General features: G+C 41.1%; 13 protein-coding genes and 2 riboswitches. Of the genes, 2 read left to right on the top strand and 11 right to left on the bottom strand.

The window, feature by feature from the left end:
• Positions 1-243: 243 nt before the first annotated feature.
• Positions 244-1,362 (bottom strand): Ig-like domain-containing protein, encoded by a 1,119-nt coding sequence (locus ACTNB8_RS03905; protein WP_441052462.1) that lies wholly within the window; start codon positions 1,360-1,362, stop codon positions 244-246.
• Between the two features lie 146 nt (positions 1,363-1,508).
• Between ACTNB8_RS03905 and ACTNB8_RS03900 the strand changes: the two genes are divergently transcribed.
• A complete protein-coding gene (locus ACTNB8_RS03900; RefSeq protein ID WP_441052461.1) occupies positions 1,509-2,393 on the top strand; it encodes an aldose 1-epimerase family protein in 885 nt (294 codons plus the stop codon).
• A 110-nt stretch (positions 2,394-2,503) separates the two neighbouring features.
• Here ACTNB8_RS03900 and ACTNB8_RS03895 read toward each other — a convergent pair whose 3' ends face one another.
• The 8 genes from ACTNB8_RS03895 to ACTNB8_RS03860 all read right to left on the bottom strand — a co-directional run bounded on the left by ACTNB8_RS03895 (position 2,504) and on the right by ACTNB8_RS03860 (position 10,897).
• Entirely contained in the window at positions 2,504-3,877 is a 1,374-nt protein-coding gene (locus ACTNB8_RS03895; RefSeq protein ID WP_441052460.1) for an NAD(P)/FAD-dependent oxidoreductase, read from the bottom strand.
• Positions 3,878-4,518: 641 nt separating this feature from the next.
• A complete protein-coding gene (locus ACTNB8_RS03890; RefSeq protein ID WP_441052459.1) occupies positions 4,519-5,934 on the bottom strand; it encodes an alanine/glycine:cation symporter family protein in 1,416 nt (471 codons plus the stop codon).
• A 143-nt stretch (positions 5,935-6,077) separates the two neighbouring features.
• Positions 6,078-6,176: riboswitch (glycine riboswitch) on the bottom strand.
• 10 nt (positions 6,177-6,186) lie between these two features.
• Positions 6,187-6,263, bottom strand: a riboswitch (glycine riboswitch).
• 164 nt (positions 6,264-6,427) lie between these two features.
• Positions 6,428-7,672 (bottom strand): 3-isopropylmalate dehydratase large subunit, encoded by a 1,245-nt coding sequence (locus ACTNB8_RS03885; protein WP_441052458.1) that lies wholly within the window; start codon positions 7,670-7,672, stop codon positions 6,428-6,430.
• Positions 7,672-8,178 carry a LeuD/DmdB family oxidoreductase small subunit gene (locus ACTNB8_RS03880; RefSeq protein WP_441052457.1) on the bottom strand — a complete coding sequence of 169 codons (507 nt, stop codon included), beginning with the start codon at positions 8,176-8,178 and terminating at the stop codon, positions 7,672-7,674. The genes ACTNB8_RS03885 and ACTNB8_RS03880 overlap by 1 nt, the downstream gene beginning before the upstream one ends.
• Before the next feature lie 18 nt (positions 8,179-8,196).
• A complete protein-coding gene (locus tag ACTNB8_RS03875) occupies positions 8,197-9,447 on the bottom strand; it encodes a 3-isopropylmalate dehydratase large subunit (protein WP_441052456.1) in 1,251 nt (416 codons plus the stop codon).
• A 2-nt stretch (positions 9,448-9,449) separates the two neighbouring features.
• A complete protein-coding gene (locus tag ACTNB8_RS03870) occupies positions 9,450-9,932 on the bottom strand; it encodes a LeuD/DmdB family oxidoreductase small subunit (RefSeq protein ID WP_441052454.1) in 483 nt (160 codons plus the stop codon).
• Positions 9,933-10,049: 117 nt separating this feature from the next.
• Positions 10,050-10,553 carry an N-acetyltransferase gene (locus ACTNB8_RS03865; RefSeq protein WP_441052453.1) on the bottom strand — a complete coding sequence of 168 codons (504 nt, stop codon included), beginning with the start codon at positions 10,551-10,553 and terminating at the stop codon, positions 10,050-10,052.
• Between the two features lie 44 nt (positions 10,554-10,597).
• On the bottom strand, positions 10,598-10,897 hold the full coding sequence (locus ACTNB8_RS03860; protein WP_441052451.1) for a hypothetical protein: 300 nt from the start codon (positions 10,895-10,897) through the stop codon (positions 10,598-10,600).
• 189 nt (positions 10,898-11,086) lie between these two features.
• Between ACTNB8_RS03860 and ACTNB8_RS03855 the strand changes: the two genes are divergently transcribed.
• Positions 11,087-11,386, top strand: coding sequence for a LysR family transcriptional regulator (locus tag ACTNB8_RS03855; RefSeq protein WP_441052449.1), 300 nt, complete (start codon positions 11,087-11,089; stop codon positions 11,384-11,386).
• 11 nt (positions 11,387-11,397) lie between these two features.
• Here the strand turns inward: ACTNB8_RS03855 and ACTNB8_RS03850 are convergent, their stop codons facing one another.
• Together ACTNB8_RS03850 and ACTNB8_RS03845 are read right to left on the bottom strand one after the other, a co-directional pair.
• A complete protein-coding gene (locus tag ACTNB8_RS03850; RefSeq protein ID WP_296156293.1) occupies positions 11,398-11,586 on the bottom strand; it encodes an indolepyruvate ferredoxin oxidoreductase subunit alpha in 189 nt (62 codons plus the stop codon).
• Positions 11,586-12,506, bottom strand: a complete 921-nt coding sequence (locus tag ACTNB8_RS03845) for an AraC family transcriptional regulator (RefSeq protein ID WP_441052447.1) — start codon at positions 12,504-12,506, stop codon at positions 11,586-11,588. Before ACTNB8_RS03845 ends, ACTNB8_RS03850 begins: the two co-directional genes overlap by 1 nt.
• Between the last annotated feature and the right edge of the window lie 19 nt (positions 12,507-12,525).

Below are 12,525 nucleotides of genomic sequence, written 5' to 3'. Positions count from 1 at the left end.
CATCTCTGCAATCCTGCCGGAGGCTATATCAGATGGGGGATTGACTCCCACCACTGATACTGATTTGTTGCTCGCCACCTACAGAGGTGGGAGTCATCTCACATCCGATATATTATTTCTTATATAAAGGCCTTTTTTGTGAAATCCTTTCACTTTCTACAATATTTTTTTGTAATTTATATACAAAAAGATGCCAGTCTCAAAAAATCAAGCCGACATCTCTTCTGTATTATTTATTCAGTTTTATTTATATGAGGTAAATCCAAGGTCTTTCAGTGTAAGTCCTGTTGTTGCTTTAAGACTGTTGTTTACAATCGGAAAGCCTTCCTGCATCATTGCATTGGCTGCTTCCTGAACTTCTTTTTCTGCCTTTGTTCCGTTTTCATAGCGGAACACAAGGTTTGTTGCTCTTGTATATGTAGACGCAGGGAAATTTACCAGTGTGCTGACACTGTCTTTCTGATAAGTCAGAACTGACTGAGCCTGAACTGTATTATCTTTTGCACAGTTGGCAAAAACATCTATTGTACTGCTTACATCTTCTGCCATATCCTTATAACCTACGCCAAAGTTTATAAGATCTCTGGCTTTGAAATATTTAAATCCAACCACATAAAAATCATTGCCTTCCTGGTGTGTTTCCAGTACTACTTTATTTCCGTCTGTGTCTGTCTTTCCCTTTGTTTCAATATATTTTTTGAGTTTTATATAATTCTGTGCTATCTGCGACTGGGACTGTGAAGCTTTACCGACAGTCACTTTGCAGGTAAATTTCTTTCCTCCAAGAGTGGCTGTAATTATCGCTTTTCCAGCCTTCTTTGCTGTCACAGTTCCTGTCTGGCTTACAGCAGCGACCTTACTGTTGCTGGACTTCCATTTTGCTTTAAGTTTTGTGCCTTTAATATTCAGATCATATGCGCTGCCTGCAGGAACCGTGATTTTCGTTTTGTTTAATTTCAGTGTGCCAAGACCGGCGATCACAGAAATACCCTTTTTATTGTATTTGCTGAAAGCCTTCTTCCCCTTTTTGTAAGCACGTACCGTATAAGTATACTTCTTACCTGTCTTTACTTTTCTGTCTGACCAGGAAGTCTTTTTGGCTCCGGAAACATCTTTTACATTTTGCCATTTTCCGTTACCTTCTTTTCTAAGCACACGGTAACCGGCTGCACCTTTGACATTTTTCCATTTAACAGTAACTTTTTTCTTTCCATAAGCTTTTGCTGAAACAAGTTTCGGAGTTCCAAAAGAAGCTGCCTGAACTACTGTCACTGTACCGATCTCCGGCACTGCAGCCGGTGCTGCTGTTACAATCATCAGCCCGGCCATAAGACTGCATAATACTTTTTTGTAACTTTTCATATCTCTGTCCCCTTTTACATAACCTTTGAATTTTCTTACTATCAATTTACTATATTTTTGTTGTTTTTTCAAGAAATAGTAAAAATCCATCGTTATTTTTCTGACTTTCTGTTATACTGGTTTTATAAATAAATGGAGGTTCTGTTATGATACACACAATCGAAAATAATCAACTTCGTATCTGTATTAATGACCACGGCGCTGAACTTACTGAAATCTATGATAAAGAAAAAGACCGCCAGATTCTCTGGACTGCAGATCCCAGATTCTGGAACCGTCATGCTCCTGTACTTTTTCCCAATGTGGGACGTTATTACGAAAATCACTGCCTGATCAATGGAGTATCTTACGAATCCGGACAGCATGGTTTTGCCAGAGACAAAGAATTCACCTGTATTGAAGAAACTTCTTCCTCTGTGACTCATCTTCTGAAATCTGATGATAACACAAAAATTTCCTGGCCATTTGATTTCGAACTTTATATCACCCACAAACTTGACGGAAGAACTTTAAATGTAATCTGGAAAGTTGTAAACAAAGATGATGAAACCATGTACTTTACTATCGGCGGCCACCCTGGATTTCTTGTTCCGATTCTGCCTGATACCAAACGCAGTCAGTATCACCTGAATTTCTACGGAAAAACCGATCTCGTTTACTGTCAGGTAGATATGTCTACCGGAACTGTACATCCTGACAAAACTCATAAACTTAAACTCAGTACTGATGGGACCTGCCCGATCACAGATCATATGTTTGATAATGATGCACTTGTATTCGACGGTGGACAGGTCGATCATGTAGGGATCACTCTTCCTGACGGCAGCCCTTATATTGAAATGCACTGTGCCGGTTTCCCTAGCCTTGGAATCTGGTCAAAATCGCCTGATGCACCATTTGTCTGCCTGGAGCCATGGATGGGACGCTGCGATAACTTTGGCTACCATGGAGAACTTTCTGAAAAACAGGATATCAATAAAACAGAACCAGGCCAGAGTTTTTCTCATTCTTACAGCATTACGGTTCACTAAAACAGTAACGGTGGCTATAAAAAATCCCACAAACCTGACCAGATATATATCGTTTGCAGATACATACCTGTTCGGTTTATGGGATTTTTATATCTTATTTATCTGTTTGTTCAGTTCTGATCTGCGATATGTCTTGCCACATAGATACCGCTGGCTGATGCATGAGAAAGTGAATGTGTCACACCACTTCCGTCACCGATCACATAAAGGCCTTTGTGGCAGCTTTCCAGATTTTCGTCAATCTCAACTTCCATGTTGTAAAATTTGACTTCCACACCATAAAGAAGTGTGTCATCATTTGCAGTTCCCGGTGCAACTTTGTCCAATGCATAGATCATTTCCATGATACCATCAAGAATACGTTTCGGAAGTACAAGGCTGAGATCTCCTGGTGTTGCGCTGAGTGTAGGTGTTACAAGTCCTTCTTCAATACGTTTTACTGTACTTCTTCTTCCTCGTACCAGATCGCCGAAGCGCTGTACAATAACACCACCACCAAGCATATTGGAAAGGCGTGCAATGCTTTCACCATATCCGTTACTGTCTTTGAACGGCTCGGAGAAGTGTTTTGCCACCAGAAGTGCGAAGTTGGTGTTTTCTGTTTTTTTGTCACTGCCTTCATAGCTATGGCCGTTTACAGTAATGATTCCGTTTGTGTTTTCATTTACTACTATTCCGTTTGGATTCATGCAGAATGTACGGACATTGTCTTCAAATTTCTCTGTACGGTAAACAATCTTGCTCTCATACAGTTCATCTGTAAGATGAGAAAATATTACTGCCGGAAGTTCTACACGCACACCGATATCCACACGGTTGGATTTTGTCGGAATGTTGAGTTCTTTACAGACTGTTTCCATCCATTTACTTCCACTTCTTCCTACAGAAACAATGCATTTCTCGCATTCGTATGTTTCTTTTTCTGTAATTACACGAAATCTGCCGTTTTCAAGAATTTCCAGTTTCTGTACCGGAGTGTCAAAGTAAAAGTCCACATGATCTTTCATTGCATTATACATATTTCCAAGTACAATATAGTTGATATCTGTTCCCAGGTGGCGTACGGATGCATCCAGAAGGTTCAGTTTGTTCTGAAGGCAGAGTTTTTTGAATTTTGTTCCTGCCGTAGAATAAAGTTTTGTGCCTTTTCCGCCGTATTCCATGTTGATATCATCTACGTATTTCATCAGATCAATGGCTTCTTTTTTGCCGATATGTTCGTACAGTGTTCCACCGAAGTCATTGGTGATATTATATTTTCCATCAGAAAACGCTCCTGCTCCGCCAAAGCCACACATGATGGAACATCTTCTGCAGTTGATGCAGGTTTTTATTTTTTTGCCGTCAATCGGGCATTTTCTTTTTTCAAGGGCATATCCTTCTTCAAAAACAGCGACTTTGCAGTCTGGCTTTTCTTTCATTAATTCATATGCTGCAAATATTCCTCCCGGTCCTGCGCCGATTATTATCACGTCATAGTTCATGCTTTTTCCTCCTTATAAGCAATGATTACCTCTTTGCATTTCCCTCAATCCATTTGTAGTTACATAAAAAAAGCTGTCGCAGAATTCAGGACGGTCAGAAACTGTGCTGATTCGTTACGGCAGTTGGAAAAATGATTCGTATTTGTATTGCTTTCGTTAACGTTAATCATAATCCTTTCCTATATTACAGGATTGCTGTGGGGATGTCAAGTATTTTCGGGAGCCCCGAATGGGCGGCGCCTGAAAATACTTGACAGGTAGATATGGAATATGATATGACGCTGGGACATTATTCAGAAAAGTAGAATTCCCGGACACGTTACGGTCCGGATAATTCTCTTTTCTGAAATCTGCCCAGCTGACATCTCCAATTTCTTTTTACAGCTGTCTGATATTTCAGGCTTGCCACATCCACCCCGAAACTGTTAGCTGGCGGTTATGAGTGGAAGTTTTCGCGAACGAACAGCTGAGCAGTAACAGAATAACAGAATTGCCTGTATCCTGCTCAAGCGTTACGTGTCCGAAAATTCTCTTTTTCTGAAATTATTCGGTGTGATGCTTCTATACACAGCAAAAGAAACACAGCCGAATAAGGGAGGAGGAAATTCGAGCTGTGTTTCTTTTTTATATTGATATAAAAATTAAAGTTTATGTTTTTCTGCTTTAAAGAAATCTTTTGTTTCTTTTGCAACAATACCGCTTAATGCAAACAGTGCGATCATATTCGGGATCGCCATAAGTCCGTTAAAGATATCTGCGATCGTCCATACAGCGCTTACTGTCATGTAAGGTCCGATAAATACTGCCAGGATATACAGCCATCTGTATGTAAGAATTGTTTTCTTATGGCCGCCTGTCAGATATTCCAGACAGCGTTCACTGTAGTAATCCCAGCCGAGGATTGTTGTAAATGCAAAAAATACAAGGCAGAGCATCAGGATAAATGCTGTAAACTTCGCCGGAAGCGGAAGTCCGTGCTGGAATGCATATGTAGTAACCTGAACACCTTCCAGTCCATCTACTTTCCATGCACCTGTCAGTACAATAGAAAGACCAGTCATTGTACAGATTACGATAGTATCAATAAATGTACCTGTCATGCTCACCAGACCCTGACGTACAGGTTCTTTTGTCTGAGCTGCTGCAGCTGCGATCGGCGCACTACCAAGACCAGCTTCATTTGAGAAAATACCACGTGCAACACCTTTCTGCATTGCCACGATCATACTTCCTGCCACACCACCGGCTACAGCCTGAGGATTAAACGCTGCTTTTACAACTGTTACAACTGCTGCAGGGATTTCTGTAATATTGCAGATGATCAGAGCAACTGCAATAACAATATAAATAACTGCCATAAACGGTACGATGATCTGGCTTACTGTTGCAATTCGTTTCAGGCCACCAATCAGGATAAGTGCCACACAGATTGCAAGAATCAGAGAAGAAACAACAACTGCTATAGAATATTGTCCCAGATACGGGATATTGATGCAGTTTGTTTTATCTGGATCAAAAAAGTTCTGCACTGCACTGGAAATACCATTTACCTGACTGAAAGTACCGATTCCAAAAAGGCCTACGCATACACCAAAGAATGCAAAAATCTTGCCAAGCCATTTCCATTTCATTCCCATACCTTTTTCAATGTAGTAGAAAGGACCACCAAGGCTGTGTCCGTCTTCTGCAACCACACGGTATTTAACTGCCAAAAGACCTTCAGAAAATTTGGTTGCCATTCCAAGGAATGCTGCTACGATCATCCAGAAGAGAGCTCCGGGACCACCTGCACAGACAGCTGTTGCAACACCTACGATATTACCTGTACCAATTGTAGCACTTAATGCTGTACAGAGCGCTGCAAAACTGGAAATTTCTCCATCGCCTTCTTCTTCGTTCTTGAACATCCACTTCAGTGCCAGCGGAAGTCTGCGAATCTGAAGAAGTCCAAGTCTGCAGGTAAGAAGAAGTCCGCCGGCCATGATCAGTATCATAAGCGGTACGCCCCAAACCTTGTCGTCTACAAATACCAGAAAATTGTTAATAGCTTCCCACATCTCAAAAAGTTCTCCTTTATGTGTATTTAGTTTTCAGCATAAAAGGGATTTAAAAAGATCGTTCTCTCTGAGAACAGATAAGAAATTCTGAAGATCAGACACATACTATCCTGAATCGGATAATAAAATAAATGGATGTAAAATAAGCATCCTCTGTCCTTTTGCCTGAGAGATTCAAGACGTAAACCACGTCGCTTGCACCTTCGGCCCCTGATTTAACAGGTGTCTCCAGAGATACGATCCATTTACAGTTTCTGCCCGGCAATACGGGTACCTGAGAGTTTTACTCCTTCGGCGGACTTCATCAGTCTCTTTCCTGCAAACTTCATCTCGCTATTGCTGTTACTGCATCTTACTATAGTGCTAAATCACTCATATGTCAAGAATAATATTTTTTTATGCTGACCAATAAAAAAGAGCATGGAATTTATGACAAAACTCCACGCTCTTTTCTGCTCCGGACTGCTGAAATCTAATCTGATTTATATCAGATTTATTCAGGTTTAACAATTTTTCCAGCTACTGCACAGGCTGCTGCTGTCTTTGGAGAAGCAAGATAAATCTCTACCTTGGATGTTCCCATACGTCCAAGGAAGTTGCGGTTATTTGTTGCAACAACACGCTCTCCGTCTGTCAGAATGCCGCCTGCACGGCCACAACAAAGACCGCATCCCGGATGTGTGATCATAGCTCCTGCTTCTGCCAGAGTATCCATGATTCCAAGTTCGATAGCCTGTCTGTAAATTTTACGGCTGGCAGGTGTTACGATCAGTTTTACAAAATCAGCTACTTTTTTGCCTTTCAGAACTTCTGCTGCAGCAGCAAGGTCTTCCAGACGTCCGTTTGTACAGGAACCGATAAATACCTGATCAATCTCAGTGCCTTCAAGAGTGCTTACATCACGGATCTTATCAACCTGAGAAGGACAAGCCATTACCGGAACGAAATCCTCTGCCTTATAAGTTATTGTCTTCATATAAACTGCATCTTCATCACCCTTCAGGCTCTTCTGATAATCATTCAGTTCAATACCGCAATATTTCGCTGTTTTTTCATCAGGTGTAAATAATGCACATTTTGCACCTGCCTCAATTGCCATATTAGCCATTGTCATACGACTTGCCACAGACATATTTTCAATAGTGCTTCCAGAGAATTCCAGTGCTCTGTAAGTAGCACCATCTGCCCGAAGATCTCCGATCAGACGGAGGATTACATCTTTTGACATTACATTAGATGGAAGTTCACCGTTGATCACTACTTTGATAGTTTCCGGAACTTTGATCCACATGGTTCCTGTTCCCAGAATACTCGCCATTTCTGTATAACCAATTCCAGAAGAAAAAGCACCAACACAGCCGTATGTTGTAGTGTGGCTGTCTGTACCGAAAGCAACATCACCAGGTTTTACATAACCTGCTTCTGTCATCAGCTGGTGACAGATTCCGTCACTTCTGTGTACATTTTTCATGCCATATTTTGCTGCGAAAGCATCTCCCTCATGGAAATGTCTTGTATCATCCAGCTGACTTGCCGGCACAAGATGGTCATAAATGAGCACAACCTTATCCGGATCCCATAATTTCTTAAATCCCATTTCTTCAAATTTCTCAGCAACAAAAGGAATAAAAATATCATGGATCATGACTCTGTCTACATTTACTGTCACAATATCTCCCGGTTTTACTGCTTTACCGGTATTATGTCTTATGATTTTTTCAATAACTGTCTCACCCATTACTCTTCTCCTTCCTGGTCCAGTCCGTTCAGTTTACGCATGGCCTTTACAAGCCCGCCTTCCTGAATGATATGCATCAGGTTATCCGGCAGAGAAGCGATCGGATACTGTTTGCCATTATAATCTACATGTTCATTCATCACAACAGTAACTGTATCTCCCTCTTTCATATCATCGTAAAGATCCGGCTGTTCGATCAGAAGAAGTCCGTTATTAATGGAATTTCTGAAAAAGATCCTTGCAAAAGATTTTGCAATCACACACTGGATTCCCAGTGCTTTAATGATTTCCGGTGCCTGTTCCCTGGATGAGCCACAGCCAAAGTTCTTACCGGCTACAATAATGTCACCTTTTTGGATCTGTTCTGCCAGTTCCGGACGAAGAGGACTGAATCCGTACTGTTTCATATCATCAATAGTTTTAAGTGCCAGGTACTCTGTAGGAATGATAATATCTGTATCAATATCATCTCCCAGTACCCAGACTTTTCCTGTGAATTTTTCCATAATATGTACCTCGTCTTATTATAAATCTGATTCCAGTGCGATTTCACCTTTGATCGCAGATGCAGTAACAGTCGCTGCTGAACCAAGATAAACCTTGGAACTTGGATGACCTGCACGTCCTTTGAAGTTACGTGTTCCTGTGCTGATCAGTACTTCATTTTCACCGATAACGCCCTGACAGCTTCCCCAGCATACGCTGCAGTTCGGATTCATAACGATAGCCCCTGCTTCCATAAAAATGTCGATCAGGCCTTCTTTCAGCGCCTGTCTGTAAATGATCTGGCTTGCAGGTACCACCAGGAAACGAACTCCTTCTGCTACCTTCTTACCCTTGATCACTTCCGCTCCCACACGCAGATCCTCAATGCGTCCATTATTACAGGATCCAAGAAATGCCTCGTTGATCTTGATACCACGTGTTTCCTCTGCCGGAACCACATTATCTACAAAATCAGGTCTTGCAACAACAGGACGAACCTTACTGAGATCAAATGTATACTCTCTTACATATTTTGCATCCGGGTCACTGTGAAATACTGCCTTCGGTTCACGTCCATGCTCTTTCAGATACTCCATTGCCTTTTCATCAGCCTCAAAGATACCTGTCTTCGCACCGGCTTCTACGGCCATGTTGCAAAGTGTCATACGGTCACTGATGCTTAAGGTCTTTGCACCTTCCCCGGTAAATTCCATTACCTGATAATTGCAGCCGTTGGCTCCGACTTCACCGATGATCGTGAGAATCAGATCTCTGGCCGTAACGCCTTTCGGAAGTTTTCCTGTAAGGTTAAATTTTACGGATTCCGGTACAAGTACCCATGAAGTGCCTGTTACCATGCCATAGAGAAAATCTGTACATCCGACACCTGTACCAAATGCACCAAGTGCACCATAAGAGCAGGTATGGCTGTCAGCACCGAAGATCAGTTCGCCCGGGCGCACATAGTTCTCAATCATAACCTGATGGCAGACGCCTTTACCTTCCCAGAAATCAATGTTGTTTTCTTTTGCAAAATCTCTCATCTTTTTCTGTGATGCAGCTGTTTTCGGGCAGTCAGACGGCACATTGTGGTCTACAATAAAAACAAGCTTTTTTGTATCTGCAATGTGTGGATTTTTTAATTTATTATTATACATATCTACAGTCAGATGTGTGGTTCCGTCATTGCTCATAAGACGATCCAGCGTTACTGTATGGATATCACCTGGTTTTACACTGTCTACACCGGCTGCTGCTGCAATGATCTTCTCTGCGATTGTCATTCCCATGATTAGTTCTCCTCCCTGTTCAGTGATGCGATCAGGCCGCCCTGATTCAAGATTCCCTGCATATATTCAGGAAGTTTTGTACATGTATATGTCTTACCGTTTGCAACTGCTGTTCCGTCTGACATATGCAGTTCCATGGAATCACCTGTCTGAACTTCATCCGGGAGATCTTTACAGACAATTGCCGGAAGTCCTATATTGATAGCGTTTCTGAAGAAGATACGTGCAAAAGATTTTGCGATAACAGCCTTTACACCAAGCGCTTTCAGGACACCCGGTGCCTGTTCTCTGGAAGAACCGCAGCCAAAATTTTCTCCTCCGACAACAAAATCTCCTGGTTTTACTTTTTGGGCAAAATCAGGATCCAGTGATTCAAACGCATGCCCCTTCATTTCATCCAGATTCGGCAGAAGCAGATACTGAGACGCAATGATCTGATCTGTATCAAGGTCATTATGAAATTTAAAAATTTTTCCCTGTTCCATTTTTATGTTTCCTTTCTGTTTCCTAACCAATTTGTGCTGCCGTTCACTTTAATACAGCAACTTTGTATTCCATTGTATCACAAATTTAATCACATTTGAAATGTATATTTGTAATAATTATGCATCTTTTAAAGATTCTCCGACCCACTCAAACGCAATTCGGGGAGTTTTGTCACCCGCATACACGGTTCCTCTTCGCTCAAATCCATTTTTTTCGAGTACGTGCTGCATGACTTTGTTATCTTCATGTGTATCAATCCGAATATGCGGAATCTGTTCTTTACAGTATTCCATGACTTTGTTCAGTACATTTTTAACTGTTCCGTCACTTGCCACTCTGTGTACTGCCGCATATTCACTGTCTGTTATCCAGCTTCCGTCTTCAATTATCCGGTACATAGGATCCTCGCCCTTTATAAATGCAAAAGAGGCATGGATTTCCCCCTCTCCCAGTACATATAACTGTCCCAGTTTTATATCATCTTCCAGAAGAAGTTCTGGCGCATCACCGCCTCCCCACTGGGAAGAGTTCCCGTTATCCCTCATAAATTTTCTGGCTGTCCCATAGATTTCTTTTATTCTGTTCAGATCTTTTGCTTCTGCTTTTCTTATTTCAAACATTATTCTTTCCCCTCCTTATATTTATAAAACTATTTTTCATTCTATCAGAAAAACCAGATTTTTTCAAAAAGTAAAAAGGCACTTCCATTGGATGTGCCCTTTTCGAATGACATAGCTCCAATACAGGCTGCCTGTGCAAGAAGAACCATAGCGTCAAAGTGATGTGCTTCCACTACCATTTCACTGAAAGATCCAATAACAGCTACAAATGGTTTTTTCATATCCTCTTCATCCATTCCTGTTGCATAAAGCAAAGCTCTCTGCCCGGATCTTCCAAGACCATTTGTAAGTGTACTGCTTGGGTACTTACTGTCTTTCATATGAAATTCTTCTTCGTAATTCATAGCTCTTTCCCTTTCTTTTTTTCTCTGTTTGTGTTATTGTCATCGCACGCCTTTATTATTAAGTAAATTTAATAGTTTTTATGTACTGTTAATTTTTTTAATTATTTATAGGCATATTTACCATTTCAAAATGTCGATATGTATCTATTTATCTCAATATTACTATTTTTTTACAAAAGGAAGATATTTATGAATCTGAAAGAAATTGAATATATACTAAAAATAGATGAAGAAAGAAATGTCACAAGAGCGGCTGAAAAACTATACCTTACACCTTCTGCCCTCAATCAGCAGCTTCTCCGGCTGGAACAGGAAATCGGTTCTCCGCTTTTTAACCGTGTCCGTTCCGGCTGGACACGCACCCCGGCAGAGGATATCTATATGGATGGGGCCAGAGAACTTATGCGCATAAAAAAAGGCAGTTATCTCAGTGAACCCATGAAGGATTTTATTTCCCTGGCAACCCGATACTGGAATACAGCATTATAAAAAACTCCGGATTATTCATCCCAGTCCCTGATCGCACCCGGCGGGCAGACCTCTGCACAGCTTCCACAATGCCTGCATTTGCTCTGGTCAATGACCGCCGGCTTTTTGTATACGTCTATGCAATGTTCGGGGCAGGCTTTTACGCACAGCCCACAGTTAATACAGTCATTATTAATAAAATATGTTATTTCTTCCTGCATCATGATTCTCCTTTGTTTCTGAACTCATAAGGTGTCATTCCCATGCTCTTGCGAAACACTTTTCCGAAATAACTGGAAGAATTAAATCCACAGTTCTGTGCAATGGATGTAACAGTATCCTCCGTATTCTTAAGGGCAATACATGCCCTCTGCAGACGATAGTCCTTGAGATAATTAAATGGAGTAATATGGATTTCTTCCTGAAAACACCGGAGACATTCTCTTTTGCTGACACCTGCCGCTTTTGCAATATCTTCCAGTGACAGTTCATTTTCGTATTCCTGGTGAATATAGGTCAGCATTTTTTTCAGCCTCTCTTCTTTTTCAGGAATCTGCTGCTTTACACCCTCCGGCCTTACATTCAGCATATGCAGAAAGCTGATCCACATATCTGCAAAAGCATTTCTGATCTGCATTTCATAGCCATATTGTCTTTCTTTTTCAATAAGCTCTGTTTTACGCAGCTGTTCAAGAATATTTTTCTGTAAAATATTTTCATTTTTCAAAACAACCGCCTGAAGATTATTCGACTTTATTACCGGCAAAACATACTTTTTATCCAGCAGGCTTCCTTCCTCTGCCAGAAAATTCCTGCGAAACATAAACACCAGATATTCGCATCTGTCAGTCTGAGATGTATTTATCACCTGATGCATTACATTACTGTTTATAAAAATGCCTTCTTTTTCTCTGAGTTTTATACTCGCTCCTGCAACATGATATTCTGGCTCACCTTTTCTGATATATACAAACTCAAGTTCTTCATGCCAGTGCCAGGGAGCCAGCTGTTTTTCTCCATATCTCGAGATTACATCTCTGATGCAGAACGGGTAATCCGGCCGCATTTCAAAAATCTCTTCTCTATTTCCTGAAGTAAGAATCAGATCTTCCGGGAACATATTTCTGCCCTCTTCTCTCATTTATTCTTCTGGCGTTATT

The organism is Blautia sp. HCP28S3_G10, from assembly GCF_052065235.1.
Classification (GTDB): Bacteria; Bacillota; Clostridia; order Lachnospirales; family Lachnospiraceae; genus Blautia_A.
Note: the sequence above shows the minus strand (reverse complement) of the source record. Positions and strands in the feature narration are given on the sequence as shown.